We start from the raw sequence: 22,323 nt of genomic DNA on the forward strand, positions 1-22,323 counted from the left end.
TGGCTAAAGCCCTTTTGCGGAACTGCAATTTTATCACCGGGCTAAAGCCACGGTGCAATAGCAAAAAACAATTGCCCCCAATCAGCGCCACAGGCCCTCCGGCAGGGATTGCAGCGGTAGCTTGCCGCAACTTTTGCTTTGTGACACCCGGCTATTGGGAGCGACCAAAGGAAGCTACCCAACAGCCCTTGGTGGAACAAGCAAAAGGTGTGGCAACTTTAGCGGAAAGCCCGGCTGCCGGCCCGATAAAATAGCTTGTTGTAATTATTTGCTCGTTTTTTTGTTGACACGCACGGTTGCCAGAATGATAACCATCATTAGCACGGCCATAACGGCGCCCGAGAGGAAGCTGGCCTGTAAACCGCCAAGTGCATAAAACACACCTACCAGCAAGGGGCCAAAAGTTTGTCCGCCGCGCAGCACCATTGAGTTTAGCGACATAAACGCCGCCCGCTCGTTAATGCCCGCAAAGCCCACCAGCATATTCTGAATAGATGGAATGGTTATTCCGTGGCCAAAACCAAATACGATTACAGCTATGCCGAACATTAAATAACTATTGGCAGCAATAAGCAACAGCGAGGCCACCATATAAAATGCGCTACCAATAATGAGCTGTCGTTTTTGCCCCAGCAGGCGGTTAAGGCGCGCCAGTTGCGAGCTCATAATGGCTGTAGTTACCGACATGAGCGACATCATTAGCCCAATACGCGAAGAATCGGCGCCGAGGCGGTTTTCCATCATCAGCGGGAAATAGGTGAGATACGAACCGTAAAGTAAGAGGAAGAGGATAAAGTTAACGGCGAAAAGCCCCCAAACGGTGCGCTGATTAATGGTCTTCCACACGCGCCCAAAATACGAGCGTAGCTTCACCTTGTTCTTTGGCTCGGGATTATTCAACCCTTTCGTTACCCAAATACCGAGAGGAATTGCAAGAATGGGCAAGGCAAAAATATACTGCCAGCCAAAAATGGCAATCACGCCGCCAAGGGCAGGGTACGATGCTGTGGCTATACTTAGCACACTGGCATTGTAGCCCATTACTGCGGTGCGTCGTTTGCCCTCGAAAAGATCGCCAACGAGCGTAATATTCATACTCGATAAGGAGCTGGCTCCAACTCCCTGAATAAAACGAAGTGCCAGCAGCCAGTAAAATCCGGGTGCAAACATACAGGCAAATCCTGCTATTCCGAAAATAAATAATGAAGGTACCAATACCAGTTTCCGGCCATAACGATCGGCCAAAATGCCGGTAAACGGCGTAAGAAAAATACCGGGCAGGGTAAACGCCACAATCAGCCAGCCTACCTGTTGCTGCCTAATACCGAAATAATCGACAATATCGGGGAAAGCCGGTGTGATGCTCGCCACGCCCATCATGGCGATTAGCGTGACGCCAAAAATGAAATAGAGGTTTTTATTTTTGAAAACGGACGTTTCGGTCATGACTACCGTTTTGGTTGATGTTAAAAGTAATAAAAATGATTTGTGAAAAAAGTGAGCGGGTGACTTCGAATTACCCGAAGGAGATTAGGGGTAAGAACCGGGACACTGAACACGAAATCCTGCCAATGCTTTACAATATAATTCGTTCTATTGTTACCCCAAACCCCTAAAGGGGCTTATGGCCGGAGAAACAAGGAATATTTGCGAAGAATAAAAAGGTTAGAAACAAACTAAATGAACGCCAGTAGGAGATGCGAACAAGTCCCCTACAGGGGATCTAGGGGTAAGGAACCAAGTAGTTACTTACACCTTATACCTGAAAAAGTGAGCGGGTGACTTCGAGTCACCCGCTCACTCCATGCTACTCAGTTTAGATCTTTACCTTGCTTTCCCATTCCAATCCGCTAATATCAATCAGTTTTAGTGTGTATTCATTTGCTCGATTTAAATCGATTGCGCGCAAATCAAGAGCCAAATCAGCTTTTGCTCCCAAGGGAACGATCAAACTGTGTTTCCCCGGTTTTACGTGGGTTACATAGTGGTTGGAGATTTGATCTGCCGGTAACTGAGCTAACTCTTCGCCCGTTTTTTCGAGCAAAATATTACCTTCTGAATCCAGCAATTGAATCCCGATCAGAAACGATCCGTACACATCCACTCCTTCGGTGCGGTAAATTTCAAACTGCAGGATGTTGTTTTCGATGGTGGCATCGCTGATTTCGATTTTAGGTTTTACCGATTTGTTATGCAGCTTCCCATAAACTCCGCCATGAAAAACCTGGTTGGTAAACAGCGTTAGAAACAATATTCCCAACGAACCAACCAGTACGACCGGCTTTAAATTTCTGCTGGGAAGTTCGCCAGAGCCCAGCCAAACAAACCACCGGTTTTGAGTGAATTTGAGCTTTTTATTTAGCAGCAACTGATCGAGCGAATACGCGCCACTGCCACTAAAAAACAAGGTGAATCCGGCTGCAATTCCGAGCACGCCGATTTGCCATTCGTCGAGACAGGTTGTTCCTATCCATCCCGAGCCCAGCAAAATTCCGGCGGCAAGGCCAAAAACGCCAACGCTCATTAAGCGGGTAAAAAGCCCCAGCATAATAAACAGCCCTACAACAGCCTCAACAATAGTAAATGCCACCATGGCCATCCACAACTGTTCAGGATGCGTAACCAGGTGCTCGATTATCGGTTTTATACCCAAAGCGTTGGGTAGAAAATGGTTGAATTTTTCGCCGATGTAGGCAGCTCCTTCCGGATCAAGTTTATCGACAAGCACAACACGGCGCCAAAAGGCAGAAAAGTAAGTCCAGCCAACTACCAGCCGTAGAGATAAAGTGAAAAGTCCGGCCTTGTTTGCCGACTTATTCGCAAGATTATTCATGTAAAAATGTATTAACGGTTATTAAAATTGACAATATGTGGCATTTGGGAAAGGCGATTACACCATATCGAATTTTAACCGCTTATAGAGAATGTACAGCCGGGTGTTTTCAGCAACAATTTCCGTTTGCTCGAATGAATATTCAACAAAAGATGTTGACTGTAAAAGAAACTCATCACGCTCAACTGCAGTTCCTAAAAGATTATGATCGGAGTTTTGAGCATTACTGCTAATCCAAAAATCATGAGGTGAAGTCTGGCAGTGGTTTTCGAAGTTTGGGGTTGTTTTTGTTTTATTTAACGGACGCTGGTATTCGGCACCAATGGCTTTGAACAAGGGCTCTTTTACCGAGCACGATGCCAACGAAAACAGTGCAATTACTATCAGCAATGCCTGTTTTAACCATCGAAAATATTGTTGAATACGATCCATTAGTTTCAAAAACACAAAAGGATTTAAAATGTTCGAGTGAGCAGGTGACTTCAAGTCACCCGCTCACTTGTATCGTGTTATTTCAAATTCTCTTCAAATAGTTTAAATATACGTCTGTACTCGTCGGTCCAGCTACTTGGCTCCACAAAACCGTGCGCCTCAACAGGGAAAACGGCCAGCTCCCAGTTTTCTTTGCCCAACTCGATAAGGCGCTGCGTTAAACGTACAATATCCTGAAACTGGACGTTATCATCTACCATTCCATGGCACATCAGCAGGTTGCCTTCCAATCCATCGGCAAAATTTATAGGAGAACTTTTCGCATAAGCGATGCTGTCCTGCACCGGTGTATTCAGAATATTAGCCGTATAACCGTGGTTGTAATGTGCCCAATCAGTAACCGAACGCAAAGCTGCTCCGGCGGCAAAGGTTTCCGGCTCGTTAAACATCGCCATTAGCGTGATAAAACCACCATACGAACCACCATAAAGTCCAATACGCTCGGGCGAAACATTATATTTTTCGGTGAGCATTTTGGCACCGTCAACCTGATCCGAAAGATCGAGGCCACCCATCCAGCGATAAATTCCGGTGCGCCAGTCTCGTCCATAACCGGCACTTCCACGGTAATCGATATCCAGCACCGTGTAACCATTGTCGACTAAAATATTGTGGAACTGGTACTCTCGGAAATAGCTACTCCACCATTTGTGCGCATTTTGCAAGTAACCCGCACCGTGTACAAAAATTACGGCAGGGCCGTTTTGTTCCGGCGACTCAGGACGATACAAACGAGCATGCACTTCGGCGCCATCGGCAGCATTAAAAGTAATGAAATCCGGAACCCGCCAGTTGTATTCGTTAAAGGCGTCGGTGGTTGAATGCGTCAGCTGCTTGGCTTCTGCTCCGGCTTTGTTCTCCTGCAAATAAAGCTCCCACGGTTTGTTAGCCTCCGAATGACGAATGGCCAGGTATTTCTCATCGGGAGAAAGCGTTACTTCGTTTCCACCTTCCAATGATGTAATTTGCGTAAGCTTGCCACCCCAAACCGGCATTTTATAAAAGTGCGTTACGCCGGGATGCACTTTGTTGGCAATGAAATAGAACCATTTTTTATCGTTCGAAATAGAGGCTTCCGAAACTTCAAAGTCGCCTTCCGTAAGTGTTGTTTTCTTTTTTGTCTTGCAATTTACAGCGTACAAATGCGAGTAGCCTGACTCCTCGGAATGAAACCACACCGATTCGTCATCGGGCATCCAGCCAATGCTTCCGGTTGACATTCCCCAGCCGCCAATTCCGGGGCCACCGATCCATGCTTCATCGCGCTGACGATCAAGCAATTCCAAATCACCCGTGGCAGGATCGAGCAACAAAATCCAGCGGTCCTTGTTGTCTTGCGACAAAGCCACAACCACCGCCATATCTTCGGTTTCATTCCAAAGTGGTCCCAACAAATTCACATCACGATCTTTTACTTCCTCGCCTTCTTTTGGCATACGTTCCGGGTAATCGCTCAGGTAGTCGGGTAAATCTTTTATTCCGGGAATTTGTGATTTATCGATCGTTACCAACTTGTTATTCTTCACATCAAAAATGCTCATTTCTACCGATGCCTGCGGACTTCCTACTTTTGCGCGAGCATTCTTTTCTTCGGTGTATCCCGATTCGGTAACATGATGCGTTACCGATGTAGCTTTTGCATTCGACGCCCTTTCATACAAGCTGTAAATAATGTAGTCGCCGGTGGGGCTCAGCGAAATATCACTCAAAAACTTACTACCGGTGTATATTTTTAAGGGTTCGGCCACCTTCTCTTCCTCCTCGCGGTTTTCACGTGCTTTGCTTTTTGCTTCGCGTTCCTGCAAAACCACGAACAATTCCTTTTGCTGCTGCTCCAGCCATTTGGCTTGTTCCGATGAAGGCTGTTCCTTTTTCTCGCTTCCTGAAACAAAGTTAGTCAGCTGCGAAATCAACCCGGTTTCCGGATCGATAGTGAACAGGTTATTGTCTTTTGTGAACGCAATTTTGGAATCACCTAAAACAAACTCGGGCGATGAAGCGCGCTCCAGCCAAGCGGTTAGCTGCTTTTCTTTTCCGCTTTTAATATCCAGCAAAAAGAGGTTGCCATTTCGGGTGTATACTTTTTTTGTTTTGTCGCTGTTATAATCGCCACGACGACCGGGCAGCGTCTTTTTTTCATCCAAACTAACTTTTTCAATTTCTTTGGTCGACAGATCGTAAGCATACAACGATTCGAGCGTGTCTTGCTCCGGATTCCATTGAAAGTAGATTTTTGCGCCATCTTCGCTCCAACTGATATCGCTTGGCGAAGTGCCGATCCATTTAGCAGGATCCTGCATTATTGTTTCGATGGAAAGCGAACTTTTATTGAGTTGGCTAACCTGACTAAATCCTGAAAAAGTAAACAGAATGAAAAATGAAAGAATAAAATGTCTCATGCGTGCAGTTTCTTTTTAGTGTTTTTTTCGAAGGCATCTAAATTAACATTTTTAGTAAAATGATTTCCCATAAGAACATGTATATTGTTAATTCAAAAAAATATAGTTTTGCAAGGTTAAACAGCTCGTAGCGCATTGCTCAAAAGCTTAAAATCGATTTTTATGAAGGTTTTTAAATTTGGTGGAGCATCGGTAAAAGATGCGGCCGCGGTAAAAAATGTGTTTGAAATTATTAAAAGCGAAAGCGGAAACCTGTCGGTGGTTATTTCAGCCATGGGGAAAAGTACGGATTTGCTGGAAACATTGATAAAAGCATACTATAACAGCAACGAAGAAAAGTGGACAATATTCAATAATTTTAAAAATTACCACATTGAAATTATCGGTGATTTGTTTGGCGAAAAAGGAATGCCACAGGGCGTTTACGAATTGTTTACCGAGCTGGAACACAAACTGAATTCGCGCCCGTCGTACGATTTTAATTTTGAATACGACCAGATTATCTGTTTTGGCGAACTCATTTCTACCCGCATTGTTAGCGATTACATTACCGCCACCGGGCATAAAAATACCTGGATAGATATCCGCACCTGCCTGAAAACAGACGACACTTTCCGCGATGCACGTGTTGACTGGGAATGGACAGGCGAACTGATTCGCAAGGAATTCACTTTCGCCGATACTGGATTGTACATTACACAAGGATTTATCGGATCGACAACTACTAACCTGACTACCACACTCGGTCGCGAGGGTTCAGATTTTACAGCTGCAATTATTGGCAGCTCATTGAAGGTAGAGAGCGTGTCGATTTGGAAAGACGTTCCCGGAGTTTTAAGTGCCGATCCTAAAAAAATGAGCGACACGGTAATGATCAATGAACTGTCGTACAAAGAGGCGGTGGAGATGACACACTCGGGGGCAAAAGTTATTCACCCAAAAACCATGCAACCGCTGCATAACGAAGGTATTCCGTTGCTGGTAAAATCGTTTGTTGAGCCTAAAAACCCAGGCACTGTAATTCATAAAATCGATCATAAAATTGAGCTGCCACCAATTTTTATCCTCAAAGAAAACCAGGTGCTGATCACACTTTCGGCCTTGGATTTCTCGATCATCTCGATCAGCGATATCGAGCGGGTGGTAAAATTCCTGATGGAAAAATTGATTAAGGTTACCTTAATGCAACAGTCGGCTATCGACTTGAATATTGTTGCCGATGCCTCGGACGAAAATTTGGAAGAAATTTTCAGCGAACTTTCGGCAGATTACAACATTAGGTACAACACCGATCTTACGCTGGTAACTATTCGCCATTATACCGAAGAAGTGCTCGACTGGATGGTAAAAGAAAAGGATATTTACCTGGAACAACACAGCCGTTTAACGGCACGGATGCTGATTAAAGAATAAGAAAAACGGACCGGAAGCAGAATTTGCGGGAGCCTTAATCTTTCTATTTTATGCAACTTCAAAAACGGCAATTTGCGACGGATTGATTTTTAAACTACAGGAATCAATTTTTCTTGTAATTTTAGAAGCCGATTTATTACCTATTAAAAAAAACAGCTAACTGAAATGAAGCAAAAAAAGATATTGCCATATATAATTGGAATTGCGGTTGTAATCATGATTGTGCTAATCGTGGGCAAAAAGCAAGGATGGCTGGGCAGCGATGTAAGTGTAAAGGTGTCAACCGAAACGGTAGAAAGTAAAACCATTACCGAGTTTATAACCGCCAACGGAAAAATCCAGCCGGAGACCGAAGTGAAAATTAGTCCGGATGTGGCCGGGGAGATCGTTGAACTGCATGTTGAAGATGGCGACGCCGTTGAGCAAGGAAAATTGCTGTGTGTGATTAAACCCGAAATGTATGTTTCGGCGGTAAACCGTTCCGAGGCAGCGGTCAACTCGTCGAAAGCAAGACAGGCACAGGCCGAAGCACAATTAATTGAAAGTGAACTTTCGTATAAACGCTCCAAACAATTGTATGAAAAAGGTACGATTCCGGTTTCGCAATTCGAATCGGCTGAAGCAGCCTATAAAGTTGCACAGGCTGAAGCTCGTGCGGCACAATATTCGGTTTTAAGTGCGCAGGCATCGCTTGACGAAGCCGAAGAGCAGCTGATAAAAACAAAAATTTATGCACCTATTACAGGAACCATTTCGGCGTTGAACGTTGAAAAAGGCGAACGCGTGGTAGGAACCAGCATGATGGTGGGAACGGAAATGATGACCGTTGCCGACCTGAATAAAATGGAGGTGCAGGTTGAAGTTAACGAAAACGATATTGTAAAGGTAATGAAAGGCGACACTGCACTGGTGGAAGTTGACGCTTACCTGAACCGCAAATTCAAAGGCATTGTCACCGAAATTGCCAATTCTGCCAGTGTTACCGGAACCAGTTCCGACCAGGTAACCAACTTCGATGTAAAAGTACTTCTGCTCAAGGATTCGTACGTAGATTTGATCGATCCGGAGAATGGTAACCTCTACCCTTTCCGCCCGGGAATGTCGGCTACCGTTGATATTCTTACCGAAACCCGCGAGAATGTTATTTCTGTGCCAATTTCGGCAGTAACAACACGAATTAAAAAAGAAGACGGCGGCACCAAAGAAGTTGAGTCTGATTTGGAAAATGCTTCGGACGATGAAAACACTGCCCAACGCGACGAAAAGAAGGAAGTTGTTTTTGTGTATGCCGATGGTCGTGTAATGAAAACCGAAGTGGAAACCGGAATTCAGGACAATAACAGCATTGAAATCCTGAAAGGAATTAAAGAGGGCGACGAAGTAGTTACCGCGCCTTACACCATTATTAACCGCACGCTAAAAGACAGCATGCTGGTTAAAAAAGTTAACGAAGAAGATTTATTTACGTCGGAAGATTAAGACATTTATAAACAAAAAAACAGGGTTGTGATTTGATTCACAACCCTGTTTTTTTATCTGAATATTTCGTTTACTCTCCCGGAAAATAATCGCGCGAATCAATCACTGTAAGATTATTCGTGTGTGCACGATTCATTTCAAGTACGGCTTGCTCCGAAACCTTTTCTCCTTTATAGGTATACGTTTTATCCAGGGACACACTTTTTAGCAAAAGATCTTTATAATCCACTTCAAAAGTGTAAAGCACATCGGTATAAAAATCCGTGTTGTTCTGCCCAATTGCCAGCGCCCTTCCCTGACGGTTATTTTTTGGAGCCACTGCTTCACCCTCAATTTTCAAAATCGAATAATCTTCTTTATTAATGCTGATTTTTCCTTTAAAAGTGCCTGCATAATAGTCACCCGTGGTTGCCAACGAAGGCACTTTTGGGCTAAAAGAAATCACCCAGTATTCTTTTCCGTTTATTACAGGTTGGCTTTCCAGTGCAAGTTGATAGTCGCTTAACAGTGCCGGACTTAAAATACCCGATGCCGAGCGCACCCAGTCAAATCCCAACAGATCGTCAAGGTTCAGTTGCGCAGTTGAAAATCGGTAATCAGCATCGCTTTGCTCTTTTGTTACCGAATAATTCCGAGCTTTAAAAGCATCCGTTTTTGATGGATTTGTATAACCTGTTTCGTCGTAAAGCAGTACCTTGGCAATTTGCGGAGCTTTTACTTGTCCGTTAACAGCCGTTTCTTTTGAATAAGCAAAGTGCATGTTAAACGGCCCCGAACCATAATTGTATTTAATGTTCTCCGAAGCCATACGTAAAATGCGAACCAGAACCATATTTTGTGCGGCAACTCCCACCTCATCAACGTCGTATGATTGCGACTCTAATTTAATCACCGCAAATTCTTTCGAAAAAAGATCTTGTACCGGAAACTGTTTGTTGGTGAATCCCACTGCCGAAAAGTAGATGTCTTTGTCCACCATCTCTTCGGGAATCTTCAACTCAAAATTTCCTTCACTATCGCTGGCGGTACCAAAAAACGTACCTTCTAAACCAATATTGGTATACGAAACCGGTCGATTTGTATTGGCATCAACCACTTTCCCTTTAATGGTGTGCGCCACCTTCGAACCATTCTGCCCCAGCGCTGTAAGGGCTACACAAACTGTAAAAATGAATATAATTGTTTTCTTCATGACCATCAATTTTAAAAAATAAAAGTAAGAAATAAATACCATTCCTACCTAGTTAAACGTTGTAATACTCGTTTATTATTGTGTATCTTTGTTTTGAACATAAAAAGATAGTTATGAGTAGAAAATATATCATTCTTGTTATCAGTGTAGTTTTGATCGGCCTGTCGTCGTGTGTCTCGAAAAAGAAATACCTTGAAATGGAAGCCGGCAGATTAAAAGCCGAAGAACTTTCGCGAAAACTCGATGCCGAAAATAATGCCAAAGCTGAACGCATAAAAGCTTTGATTGCCGATTTTGAAGCCATGAAAAACGAGTTGATGGAAAGTAATGCCATGAAAGAGCAAGACATTGCCGACCTGAAAAAAGAAATGGCTGTGCTGAATGAAGAACTAAACAGCAAACAGGAATCGTTGCAGGAAACCAGTTTTAATCTTGATTTTGAAAAACAACGTTTAACCAACGCTTTGGAGAGTAAAGAAGCGTCGATTCAATCGTTGCAAAATGAAGTTAGCACACTGGAAACCGAGGTTAGCGAAAAGAACTCAGCACTCGACCAAAAGAATTTTGAAATTAACCGACTAAATCAGGAAGCCAAAGTTCTTGAAGGTAAAATTGAAGTTGGAGAAAACGAGCTTAAAACCCTTCAGGGACAGCTTGATAATGTTCGTTCAGAAACTCAGCAGCTGCAAAACCAGCTAAAAGAAAAAGACAGTGAGATTACCAAATTAAGCAACCAGGTTAAGTTGCTAAAAGACCAAATTGGCAATTAATTCTTTTGCTTAACGGTGAATCAGCATCAATAAAAAAGTTGATATAATATTTAACAAAACGAGCACTTGCTTGTTAAAAGAAATTAGAATAGTGAACCGTTTTCAAAAACTGCGTTTATTATTTGATTGCAAAAATTAATGAAAGTTTACCCTTTCATTGGGAAAGCCTGGTCAACTCCGGGCTTTCTTTTTTGTACCTATTTTACAACAAAATCTCGCCTTCTTAAACTTCGCTCTTTCCGCTTCTTTGTTATAAATATCCGAGTTCAAAACAGTATTAAAAGTACAATTGGAATAAAGTAATACTGATCATTCGGGGGAGAGAAAAAAAGGTATCTGCAACGCAAATACCTTTTTTAGTGTCTGAATCCTAACATGCTTCTATGAAAAATTGCGTTTTGCTATTCCTCGTCGTCTTCAACCTTGGCTGTTGGTCCTTCCACCTGTTCGAACCACATCCGGTTGCCAACACTGTAATACCTGTCTGCTAATTTTGGATTAGCTTCCAACTCGGCAGTTGTATATGGCAAGTAAGGCACAATTACATCGTCGCCCTTTTGCCAGTTAGCAGGCGTGTAAACAAATTTCGATTCGGTAAGCTGTAAAGCTTCCACCATCCTAACAAATTCATCCATATTACGGCCTACCTCAACCGGGTAGAAATTCACCGAGCGTATAGTATTTTTATCGTCGATGATAAACACACCCCGAACATCGCGGTCGGTGCTTTCCTCATCGTGCAACATTCCGTACAGGCGCGAAACCTTTGCATCAGGATCTTCAATAATCGGGAAATCGATATGAACCGTACCCCGTTTTTTATAGTCGATCTCTTCAAGATGAGCTTTCCACATTTTGTGTAATACAATATCGTCTGTGGAAACTACTGCCAACTCAACACCCAGTTTTTTGAATTCTTTTTGCAGGTGTGCAAGCTCTAGCAATTCAGACGAGCATACCGGAGTAAAGTCAGCCGGGTGGCTAAACAAAATCTTCCAATGGTTTCCAAAATCATTTGGGAAAGTAATCTTTCCGTTTGTTGTGTTTGCACTAAATTTTGGAGCTTTCGATCCTATTAAGGGGATTTTGTAGTCGCCTGCGGTTACTACTCCCAAGGCCAGAATCATAGCCAAAAAGGTAAACATTAATCGTTTCATAACTTTGAATATTAAATGATTGCGATGCTAAATTACAACCCTCTACTCCCGAAGTCAATGCTGAAGAACATATTTGGAATGTGACCAAAAACATTGCGTTTAATGCTTCTCCACCACTAAACGCAACAAATAACCAAATTGTAAGCAATTTTGCAATTCTGATTACATTTTAAAGATATTAGCATCTTTTTATATTTAATATGAAAGTTTGAAATTGACCGAATTAAATACTTAATTGTACTTTATTAACAAATCATTGATTGTTTATCGAATTTTTCGTTCAATTATTCGAGATCGTAATCTAATTTAAATAACTTGTAATATTGCACAATCGACTCCCGAACCTGGTATTCGGTAGCGGTGTAAGGAAGTACATCTTGTCCGTTAAACCACATCATAAAAGTATCGGCATACGCCTCATTCAATCCGGTAAGTTTCATTACCATTTCCTTATTGTAGTTTCTCGAGTGCATTTCCCAGTTTTTCGTTATTGCCATGTCCTCGCGCACCTGACGTTTTCGTTTTTCGCGCTTGCCGTAATATTGTGCAAACGACAAGGGACTTACCAACGCAGCAATAATCGGAGGTTTTTCGTTAAATGCATCACCTCTTAATGTTGGATCAAGATCTGTCGGATTTCCGTGTTCGAAATAATCCAACTGCTTGGCATCGCCTTCAACAGTAACTTCGCCCACATTATAAAGTACAGGATCTATATAAAAGGTCAGCATTTCGTAGCCGGTGTAATACGATGGTACTTTCAGAATAAAAGTTTTGTAACCCACCGAAGTAATTTCGAGCGAATCGATATTAAGCATCTCCAAAGTAAAAATACCTTCGCCATTGGTAATGGTTCCGCTGTGAGTGCGGTGATTTATAATGTTGGCATAAGGAACTGCTGAACTATCGGATGAACTCAGGATTTTTGCTTTCAGTTCAATCAACATCGGATCGACCGGATAATTCTCATCCTGCGCCCAACTTAAAATGCCCGACGAAACCAATAATAGCAGCAGTAAATTTTTATACATAAGTGCGTAATTCTATTCCAATTGCAAATCTATGCAAAAGAATTTAACCATTTTGAAGATAACACTATTTAACGGGTTTTTAACAGATGTTAAGGGGATTGAGGTATAAACTGAGCGGGTGACTTGAAGTCACCCGCTCAGTAAAATCTATTTCATTGAAGCAATGCGCTCTTCCAATACTTTAATATTGGCTTCGGCATCGGCTTGTTTTGCTTTTTCTTTGGCAACTACCGCTTCGGGTGCATTATTTACAAAGCGCTCGTTACTCAGCTTTTTCATTACCGAGTTCAGGAATCCTTTGGCGTATTTCAACTCTTCTTCCAGCTTTTTCAACTCTTCTTCCACGTCAATAAATCCATCAAGCGGAATGTAAAAACTGGTTGATTTTACACGGAACGAAGCCGCTCCTTTAACTTCTTCGTCAACAGTAGTCAGCTCGGTAAGATTACCTAATTTGATAAGAATGCTGTTGAATTTAGCATCAAATCCTTTGTCGCCTTTTTGCACCGAAAAATCGATAGCATCTTTAAAGGCAATATTTTTGTCTTTACGGATTTTACGAATTCCGGAAACCGCCTCTTTTACATCTTCGAAAGCAGCAAGTAGCGCAGCATCGTAGCTTGTATTGGCCGGCAATTGGCTGATCATGATGCTTTCGCCTTCTTTACGCTCGTCAAGCAACTGCCAGATTTCTTCAGTAATGAAAGGCATGAATGGGTGCATCAATCGCAACATCTGATCGAACAGCTCCACAATTTCAGCATAAGTTAAGGCATCAATCGGTTGTTGATAAGCTGGTTTTACCATCTCGAGCAACCAACCCGAAAACTCGTCGCGCACTGTTGTGTAAACGGTCATCAACGCTTCCGAAATACGGAAACTGTCGAACTGTGTATTTAATGTTTCAACCACCTGAGCCAGTTTATTTTTAAACCACTCGATGGCCAGTTTTGAATGTTCCGGTTGTTCGATTTCTGATGAAACTTCCCAGTTTTTCACCAGGCGGAAAGCATTCCATATTTTTGTTGAGAAACCTGCTCCCTGTTGCGGCAGTCCTTCGTCGAACAGTAAATCGCCACCTGCAGGCGAGCAAAGCAACATTCCCACACGCACACCGTCGGCACCGTACTTAGCGATCAGATCCAGCGGATCGGGAGAGTTACCCAACGACTTCGACATTTTACGGCGTTGTGCATCGCGCACCATTCCGGTAAAATATACATTCTTAAACGGGAAATCATCGCGGTACTCGTAACCGGCAATAATCATTCGGGCCACCCAAAAGAAAATGATATCAGGCGCGGTTACTAAATCAGAACTTGGGTAGTAATAATTTACCTCTTCGTTCTCCGGCTCACGAATTCCATCGAAAACCGATATTGGCCACAACCAACTCGAGAACCAGGTATCCAAAGCATCTTCGTCTTGTTTTAAATCGGCAACAGTCAGTTCTGCATTTCCCGACTTTTCTTTTGCCAATTCCAGCGCTTCTTCAGCTGACCCGGCACAAACATAAGTTCCGTCGGGCAGGTAATACACCGGAATTTGGTGCCCCCACCACAGCTGGCGGCTAATACACCAGTCTTTGATGTTGCCCATCCAGTGTTTGTAGGTATTTTTAAATTTCGGCGGGTGGAAGCTGATGGTATCGTTCATCACATTTTCCAAAGCCGGTTTTACCAGTTCTTCCATTTTCAGGAACCACTGTGCCGACAATTTTGGTTCGATGATCACATCAGTACGCTCCGAGAAACCAACCTTATTTGTATAGTCTTCAACTTTTGCCAGATTTCCTGCTTTCTCCAGTTCAGGAACAATTTTATCGCGAACATCAAAACGGTCTTCGCCAACAAAGAGCTCAGCTTTTTCGTTTAATGTTCCGTTGTCGTTAAAAATGTCGATCGATGGCAGGTTGTATCTTAAACCAATTTCGTAGTCATTGATATCGTGTGCCGGTGTAATTTTCAAACATCCGGTACCAAATTCCATATCCACATATTCATCCTCAATGATCGGGATTGAACGGTTGATGAGCGGCACCAAAACACGTTTTCCTTTCAGGTGGGCAAAACGCTCGTCGTTCGGATTTACACAAACTGCAGTATCGCCCAGAATCGTTTCAGGGCGTGTAGTTGCAATGGTTACAAACTCATCTTCACCTTCAATTTTGTAGTTGAGGTAGTAGAGTTTACCCTGCATTTCTTTGTAGATCACTTCTTCGTCAGACAGTGCAGTTTTTGCTGCCGGATCCCAGTTTACCATACGTACACCACGGTAAATCATTCCTTTGTTGAACAGGTCGACAAACACTTTGATTACCGATTCGCTGCGGGCTTCGTCCATGGTAAAAGCAGTGCGGTCCCAGTCGCACGAAGCACCCAGTTTTTTCAGCTGCTCGAGGATAATGCCACCGTGTTTATCGGTCCACTCCCAGGCATGTTTCAAAAATTCGTCGCGCGAAAGATCGTACTTATCAATTCCTTCAGCGTTTAGTTTGTTTACCACTTTGGCTTCGGTAGCAATCGATGCGTGGTCGGTTCCCGGCACCCAACAGGCATTTTTACCGGTCATTCGCGCACGGCGGACCAGAATATCCTGAATGGTATTGTTAAGCATGTGCCCCATGTGCAACACACCGGTTACGTTTGGCGGCGGAATTACAATCGTGTAAGGTTCGCGCTCGTCGGGTGTGGAGTGGAAATATTTGTTATCCATCCAGTATTTGTACCATTTATCTTCAACCTCGGCCGGGTTGTACTTGCTCGGAATTTCCATCTGACTCATCTTGAAATATCTAGCTAAAAATTTGAGGTGCAAAAGTACAATTAAAAGTTTAGAGTTCAATGTTCAACAGGAAGAGTTTAGGTTCTGAAGGCTGAGAATTAAAAAAAGAAGAGAATTTATTCAATAAGGAATACCACATTCGTAAAAGTGCTGAAAACAAAAAACCACGAACAGAGTAGCTTAAACTACGCCGTCCGTGGCTGAAAATATAATATGTTATTGGTTTTCTTTATTGTCGTGCAACCTCGCCATGATAGCCTAAATCGAGGCCTTTCATCTCGTCCATACGCCCCACTTTTACAGGCACAAAACGATTGATTGCTTTTAAGACGCCTAATGTAAAAATAAATCCCCAAGCAGAGGCAAAAATTATAGCTATAATCTGTTTAAATAAGAAAGAAACGCCTCCGCCCATAAATAATCCGTTGGCGCCATTGGCATTTACAGCTGTTGTTCCGAAAAAACCCAGCAGAATTGTTCCCAATACTCCGCCAATTCCGTGTACTCCCCAAACGTCAAGGGCATCGTCCCAACGTTTTCGCTCCACAAATTTAACTGCCTGGTAGCAAACCATTCCGGCACAAAGGCCAATAAACATAGCTGTTCCAAGCGTTACATATCCTGCTGCCGGTGTTATTGTTGCCAGCCCGGCCACAGCACCGGTCATCAATCCGATAAAAGTAGGTCGTTTTTTGCCGGTAGTCCATTCAATTCCCAGCCAGGTAATTGCCGCCACCGACGCCGCGACATCGGTATTCAGGAAAGCCTGTGCAGTAATGGCATCCACATCCAACTCACTTCCGGCGTTAAAACCATACCACCCAAACCACAGTAAACTGGTCCCGATAGCTACCAGCGGAATATTGTTCGGGCCACTGTTCTTTTCGGCGCGAGACCCTACAAAAAACACCGATGCCAACGCTGCAAATCCTGCTGTTGCGTGCACCGTAATTCCTCCGGCAAAATCGAGCACTCCCCATTCGGCTAGAACTCCACCACCCCAAACCATGTGAACAAAGGGATAGTAAACGAAAATTTGCCAAAGCACCAGAAAAATAACGTAAGACTTAAATGTTACCCGGTTAATAAACGCTCCGGTTATTAGAGCAGGAGTAATAATGGCAAACATCATTTGGTAAGCCACAAAAATATATTCCGGAAAATTACGATCGGGCGACAAAGGTGTACTCGCCGTAACTCCATTTAGAAAAGCTTTATCAAAATTACCAATGATGCCGAAAAAATCATTTCCACCGGCCATGGTTCCACTGAAACACATGGAGTAGCCAAAGCTTATCCACAGAATAGTCGTAATTCCTAACGACACAAAACTCTGCATCATAATACTCAGGATATTCTTTTTACAGCCTAAGCCGCCGTAAAAGAAAGCCAGTCCGGGAGTCATTAACATCACCAAACTGGTGGCTACAATCATAAAGGTAGTTAGCCCTTTGTCAAACATCATATTCATAAAATTTTTTGATTTCGGTGACCAAAACTAGAATATGCTTTTGATAATTTGATAGTTTTCGGGCCCTTTAGAAATCATTTATTTACTCACGATTGCCTTTTTCTTGCATATTAAAACTCTACTTACACTTTTCTTAACATCTCGCACGAACAGGGTTGAAATTTTGATCGGTACATTTTCAAGTCCAATTTTTCAATTTCGGGAGGGTTGAATTTTTCATCCGTCAAAAAATGAAAGCAAAATTTGAAATCGAACGGGGTTAAAAAGCAAATTCGGGAAAAAGAGAAAACGGAAAAAGCAGTCAAAATTATGACAAATCTCACCTTTTTTAAATTCACTCTAAATTACTGCCAGTTAAACTTGAATTAATATTGGGCGGATTACCTTTCGGCAAAAAAGCGAATATATTTATAGAAGGACGCTAATTTCAAAAAAAGACATATTAACAGGGCAAAACCGGTTTTGTATATAGGCATACATGTGTAACCAATGTGTAATGTTATGAAATACAAGATTGTGGTTCTGTATATAGCATTATCTCCATTATGGGCATTTTCGGTGGAGCAACCAAAACTTTCGGCTTTTGAGCAAAAACTCGAAGAGTTGGAACATACAGTTGCGCAAGCCGACATTAATACTGCGTATTGCCAACAATCTACCAACTGGCATTTCCCGGCTGAACTCTATTGTTACATTGAAAGTGCGCGGGACTGTTATAAGAAAGGCAATAAAAAACAGCTGAGTCGGGCAAACCAGTATATCCAATTACTCAACTCCACCATCGACCAGGCAATTGAAGGAGAAAAAGGCTACTGGGCAGGATTTAATAGCGAGATTTGGATCGACCCTGTTCCACCCGTTCCCGATTGCGCTTTACAAGAGTTTGTGGAGTTGAAAGATGCGATAACTACTTTGCTGTCGTCCTCGGTGGACGAGATGCTGGTTGCCAGCCAGGAATGATCTACTATTACAACCTAATCGAACAGTAATTTCCGTGGATAGTTTTTGAATCCCCTTCTCGCAAGTTTGTATGAAGAACTTTAATTGGAGAGACACTGAACCCGACCTATAGGCACAACGAAAAAAAGGCCATCCCGGAAACTGTTCCCGAAATGGCCTGAAAATTTTTTCATGTAATGATTGTTCTATTATTTGGTTGCAAAAAGTTGCGTAAGTTGTTCGTATGCATCAGTCCCCTTGATTTCTTCAGCCAGTGTTTCTTCAAGAAAACTTTTATCTCCTCCCATATCCATGAATCTGTCTGCATATTCTTGTGCTGCATCCATATTTCCCCGGTCCACTTCGCAAAGTGCCAGCAGATATACGGTAGACTGATCATACGGTTGATAACGAATAACAGTTTCGAAGTGCTTTATAGCTCGCTTGGCTTTACGGTCAACAAATAACTTTTCAGCGCCTTTATTGAAATGCTCCTTGGCAATTTCCTTAAAATCGCGACTTTCGGCAGTCGATTCTGTCAATCCCAGTTTTATCTGAATCGCAATTTCTTTTTCCATGGCAACCGCAACTCCGTTGTTTTTACCTGGCATCCACATGTAATCGGTTTCTTCCAATATACCTGTTATCAGTTTGTCAACTGTTGGTGAAACACTGTTTACTACCTCAATTTCCGACAAACTTCCATCGGCATTAATAATAAACTTTACAACTTCGGTTCCTTCCATCACCTCGCCAACATCGGCATCGTAAGCCAGGTTTTCAGCAATGTAAGCTTTTAGCGAATTTGTCTTGTCAGTCGGCGCGTATTTTCGCGCTACAAATTTTGGAGGTGTTACCTCTGCATCGCCTCCCACATAAGGAGGTACATTTTCTTGTGCATGTGCAAAAATGCCTGCTAACATGCAAACGAATAATAATTTAATTGTTTTCATGACTTTGAGTGTTAATAGTTTTCAAATTCTAATTCTCTAATTGTTTTCTGTTGTTTCTATATATTTGGTTTCATTGTTGTCAATTTCTTGCCAAATACTCACCCATTAAGCGGATGTTTCGGTACTAACCGGCATTTAAAATAAGTAAGGTTTGATGCGTTGGGTCGATGTTTCAATTTTGTTACTTGAAACTGTTACTTGCAAATTTATGACACAGCGGGAGGCAAGTGTTATCAATTTTGATTCAAAAAATGGCAATAAAAGACCATTATGTATTTATTGAGATTTTTTAGACTTCCGTAACTATCTTTATTACTTGCCTGAAAATGAAAGAAGGAGACTCAACAGTCTCCTTCACTAATGTTAACCCCCAAACACACAGACGGTCTGAACGACCATCCAATATATATTACGTAATTTTTAATTCAAGGTTCTGTTAGTATCAACCGAGGATCGCACCTACTATTGCAACCTAGTCAACATTTTGATGAAAAAGAAATACCTTAGCCAAGTTAGACATTTTGCAAACTGCATAGATTGAGGTTTTTTACCCTTTCATAGTTAATAGCGTTCTATCTTTACTTGGGAACTTAATGAACCTTATAGAAGTAGAGATTGACACATGTTGTCGGGACAGAATTCGCAATGCATTCCTGTCCGAATAACATGGAGCTGCTAGCGATAATCTACAGTTAGCATACCTCCAAACCACACTCTGCATTATCCATTGTTTTAACTACTGGCTTTTGTTGCAAACACAATGCTATTTTAACTCACCTAATAAGCTAGTTTACAATCAATCCCACTCACCCATTCATTATCTTTCTACTCTTAAGCTTGACAAAATATCTCAAGAGTTTGTTCTTTTGCGAACATCCTACTTTTCATCAGGAATCGCTTTAACTCTTCCTTCACTGCCTTAATTGTTTAATTAACACAATCTTTTAAGTTCTGAATATCTTAGTCTATTGTATTACTATTTTTCTTGTTGTAATCAAACTGTTTGAATTATCGACTATTTCTACAATGTAAATTCCATAACCCCCAAAGTTATTTAAATCGATTCGAATCTCCTGTTCACTTGTTTTAGCATTGAAAACATTTTGCCCAAGCATATTTTTAATATTTATTGAATAATCAGACATTGACTGATAATTTCCCGTATTGACAATTACATATGAATGAGCCGGATTGGGATAAATTCTTATTGTATTTGTATTGTTAGGCTGATTAATGCCAGTCAATGTAACATCAATAATTAGCGTGTCAGTTATAGAACAATATGTTGGATTATAAACAAAATTAGAATAGCGGTTTATTACACTATCGCCGTTTTGAGTGGAAATGATTTCCTTTGATTCAAATATTGTCATTGGAGATATTGCTTCGAATTCAGGACTTGAAACATAATATGTTATTGTATCATTTAATTCTTTGTCAACGTAATAATTTAATACATTTCCTGAATTATCTAATTGAAAATTGTAAGTTGTACTATTTAATTCAATTCCCTCTATATTGCCATTGCCATCTCTCTCAATAGGAACTTTAAATGATGAAAAATTACCGTTTAAATCGTTTTTGTAAAATATTGTAGAATCACTTCCAAGGCTATAGACATCCGCATAAAATAAAAACTGATTAATGGGTTCTTTAAAATCATTGTCAAATCTAGTTAAACCTAATTCTAAAACTTTTTCTGAATTTGTAAACCACTGATTTGCAATTGACGCGAAAAATTCCTGTGGATTCTGTACGAAAAAATCATTCTCAGTGTTTGTAACAGTTGAGCGTAAATAGTTTCCACCAATTACGCCAGCTTGACTTATTAGTTGTTCCTTTCTTGTTTTAAATTTTTCATTAGCATTTACATAGTAGGCATCAACGATGTGATTTATTTCATGAGCCATTGCAGCACAAAAAACAGCTGTAATTCCTGGTGAGACATCACTTGGGAATTGATTCTCAGGATATGTCCCAATTTTAAAAGTAAAAGTATTAACGCTGGGCAAACCTTCTCCAATATTGGTCTTGAATGTACTTCCCAAAAAATCGCTAAAAGAAATACCTCCTAGTTTGTTAATTTCAGAAGGAATACTGTTTAATATATCTTGTGTAAATTTCAATTGAGCTTCATCTAGTTTGGAGTTATCATACAGCATAACTTGATGATTTTCCCATATATCTTTGTACTGATTCGTCAAACCTAATGTTGAACTTATTTGTTGTATAATTTCAGGTGTAAGTTCTTTTGATAAGCGCAGATTAGCGTACATACGTTCTTTAAGCCAAATAAATGCTGTTTCATAATTATTATTTAAAGAAATACTCTTCTGAAACATTGAATAATTTTCAAACAACTTAGTGTAAAAATTATAAATCGTATCCCTTAATTCATTATCCTGTGGCAGATAGCCCAAAACATTTGTTAGAAAACCGTTTGAACTCGTATATGAATACCTAACAGTTTCATTGTTTTGCAATGTTTCGGGTAAAGAAGTGGTATATGTTGCTGTGATATTTTTTATTGTAGAAATTGAACCTGCTACCGTCAAATTACTTATACTTGGATAAAACTGAGTAATATATGGAGTATCCCAAAAGGTGTCTTTGCCAAACCTTAACCCAAATATACCAGCAATATTATTCATTGAATAGTCATCCATATTATTCGAATAACTCCACCCCAATCCACCGATTAGAACACCACCACCATTCCTTGCAAATTCTTCAATTGTACTAATTTCTTCTTGTGTATATGGTTGCTCGTTATTCCAATCATTTCCAAAAATAATAATACCGACATTGATTAAATCACTCAATACAATCTTCTGGTTTGTTGATTTTATGGCATAGCCCTCAGCTTTTAATTTTGTAATTAAAATGGACATATTTCCTTCACTTGCCCAACCATTTTTAATTAATATTGATTTCTTCGTTGAATTCAACCATTTTATAGTATTTACAAAAAAGGTTAATTGGTCATACTTATTCATGCTATCGTCAACCAATGCTCCTTCATGTCCGACAATTAATGCTTTTCCATTACCATAATGAACAGCAGCAGAGTACACCAATCCGGAATATGCTCCACTTCCCGCGGCAATTGGCATGGCATCAGGATTAAGTAATTGTACTGAACCTAAAGCACCACCATTAATAGTATCAACACCTTGAGTTATAGCGCTATAATCTTGACTAAAAGCTTCCATTGCTATCATAAAAAGTAAGCTTATAAAAATTTGAGTTAATTTTATAATTTTCATATTTGATTCAATTTTTTTGGATAAAATCTTCTTTTCTTAGCCTTGTTGGTAACGTGTCTGTATTCCTAAACATTGGGTTATTTCCCAATTGTCAATCTGTTTTAGACCTCTAGCTTGGGAGTATAAACCAAGTTTTTTCCTTAG

16 protein-coding genes are annotated in these 22,323 nt (G+C 41.1%); 5 read left to right on the top strand and 11 right to left on the bottom strand.

The window, feature by feature from the left end; genetic code table 11:
* Positions 1-254, top strand: a 254-nt coding sequence (locus QZ576_RS20550; protein WP_297100881.1) for a hypothetical protein, incomplete at its 5' end; no start/stop codon positions are given.
* Between the two features lie 10 nt (positions 255-264).
* Here the strand turns inward: QZ576_RS20550 and QZ576_RS20555 are convergent.
* The 4 genes from QZ576_RS20555 to QZ576_RS20570 form a co-directional block, all read right to left on the bottom strand.
* Positions 265-1,446, bottom strand: coding sequence for an MFS transporter (locus QZ576_RS20555; protein ID WP_297100884.1), 1,182 nt, complete (start codon positions 1,444-1,446; stop codon positions 265-267).
* 370 nt (positions 1,447-1,816) lie between these two features.
* The gene (locus QZ576_RS20560; RefSeq protein ID WP_297100887.1) at positions 1,817-2,833 is read right to left on the bottom strand and encodes a TQO small subunit DoxD; all 1,017 of its coding nucleotides are present in this window, start codon (positions 2,831-2,833) and stop codon (positions 1,817-1,819) included.
* A gap of 57 nt (positions 2,834-2,890) precedes the next feature.
* The gene (locus QZ576_RS20565) at positions 2,891-3,265 is read right to left on the bottom strand and encodes a hypothetical protein (RefSeq protein WP_297100890.1); all 375 of its coding nucleotides are present in this window, start codon (positions 3,263-3,265) and stop codon (positions 2,891-2,893) included.
* 77 nt (positions 3,266-3,342) lie between these two features.
* Positions 3,343-5,724: a prolyl oligopeptidase family serine peptidase gene (locus tag QZ576_RS20570; protein ID WP_297100893.1), complete on the bottom strand. Its 2,382-nt coding sequence runs from the start codon at positions 5,722-5,724 to the stop codon at positions 3,343-3,345.
* A gap of 162 nt (positions 5,725-5,886) precedes the next feature.
* On the opposite strand from QZ576_RS20570, the gene QZ576_RS20575 reads away from it, so the two are divergent.
* Together QZ576_RS20575 and QZ576_RS20580 are read left to right on the top strand one after the other, a co-directional pair.
* Positions 5,887-7,137 (top strand): aspartate kinase, encoded by a 1,251-nt coding sequence (locus QZ576_RS20575; RefSeq protein ID WP_297100896.1) that lies wholly within the window; start codon positions 5,887-5,889, stop codon positions 7,135-7,137.
* 165 nt (positions 7,138-7,302) lie between these two features.
* On the top strand, positions 7,303-8,616 hold the full coding sequence (locus QZ576_RS20580) for an efflux RND transporter periplasmic adaptor subunit (protein WP_297100900.1): 1,314 nt from the start codon (positions 7,303-7,305) through the stop codon (positions 8,614-8,616).
* A 70-nt stretch (positions 8,617-8,686) separates the two neighbouring features.
* Here QZ576_RS20580 and QZ576_RS20585 read toward each other — a convergent pair whose 3' ends face one another.
* Complete coding sequence (locus tag QZ576_RS20585) at positions 8,687-9,808, bottom strand: carboxypeptidase-like regulatory domain-containing protein (RefSeq protein ID WP_297100903.1); 1,122 nt, start codon at positions 9,806-9,808, stop codon at positions 8,687-8,689.
* A gap of 113 nt (positions 9,809-9,921) precedes the next feature.
* Here QZ576_RS20585 and QZ576_RS20590 point away from each other — a divergent pair, with 113 nt between their 5' ends.
* Positions 9,922-10,578 carry a hypothetical protein gene (locus tag QZ576_RS20590; protein ID WP_297100906.1) on the top strand — a complete coding sequence of 219 codons (657 nt, stop codon included), beginning with the start codon at positions 9,922-9,924 and terminating at the stop codon, positions 10,576-10,578.
* A gap of 401 nt (positions 10,579-10,979) precedes the next feature.
* Here the strand turns inward: QZ576_RS20590 and QZ576_RS20595 are convergent, their stop codons facing one another.
* The 4 genes from QZ576_RS20595 to QZ576_RS20610 form a co-directional block, all read right to left on the bottom strand.
* Positions 10,980-11,735: a peroxiredoxin gene (locus QZ576_RS20595; RefSeq protein ID WP_297100909.1), complete on the bottom strand. Its 756-nt coding sequence runs from the start codon at positions 11,733-11,735 to the stop codon at positions 10,980-10,982.
* A 284-nt stretch (positions 11,736-12,019) separates the two neighbouring features.
* Positions 12,020-12,766, bottom strand: coding sequence for a hypothetical protein (locus tag QZ576_RS20600; RefSeq protein WP_297100912.1), 747 nt, complete (start codon positions 12,764-12,766; stop codon positions 12,020-12,022).
* A gap of 147 nt (positions 12,767-12,913) precedes the next feature.
* Entirely contained in the window at positions 12,914-15,550 is a 2,637-nt protein-coding gene (locus tag QZ576_RS20605) for a valine--tRNA ligase (RefSeq protein ID WP_297100915.1), read from the bottom strand.
* 229 nt (positions 15,551-15,779) lie between these two features.
* The gene (locus QZ576_RS20610; RefSeq protein ID WP_297100918.1) at positions 15,780-17,015 is read right to left on the bottom strand and encodes an ammonium transporter; all 1,236 of its coding nucleotides are present in this window, start codon (positions 17,013-17,015) and stop codon (positions 15,780-15,782) included.
* A gap of 507 nt (positions 17,016-17,522) precedes the next feature.
* Between QZ576_RS20610 and QZ576_RS20615 the strand changes: the two genes are divergently transcribed.
* Positions 17,523-17,981: a hypothetical protein gene (locus QZ576_RS20615; RefSeq protein ID WP_297100921.1), complete on the top strand. Its 459-nt coding sequence runs from the start codon at positions 17,523-17,525 to the stop codon at positions 17,979-17,981.
* Positions 17,982-18,169: 188 nt separating this feature from the next.
* Here QZ576_RS20615 and QZ576_RS20620 read toward each other — a convergent pair whose 3' ends face one another.
* The gene (locus tag QZ576_RS20620; RefSeq protein WP_297100922.1) at positions 18,170-18,913 is read right to left on the bottom strand and encodes a hypothetical protein; all 744 of its coding nucleotides are present in this window, start codon (positions 18,911-18,913) and stop codon (positions 18,170-18,172) included.
* Between the two features lie 965 nt (positions 18,914-19,878).
* Positions 19,879-22,179 carry a T9SS type A sorting domain-containing protein gene (locus QZ576_RS20625; RefSeq protein ID WP_297100925.1) on the bottom strand — a complete coding sequence of 767 codons (2,301 nt, stop codon included), beginning with the start codon at positions 22,177-22,179 and terminating at the stop codon, positions 19,879-19,881.
* Positions 22,180-22,323 lie beyond the last annotated feature (144 nt).

The sequence above is a fragment of the uncultured Draconibacterium sp. genome (assembly GCF_913060805.1).
Taxonomy (GTDB): domain Bacteria; phylum Bacteroidota; class Bacteroidia; order Bacteroidales; family Prolixibacteraceae; genus Draconibacterium.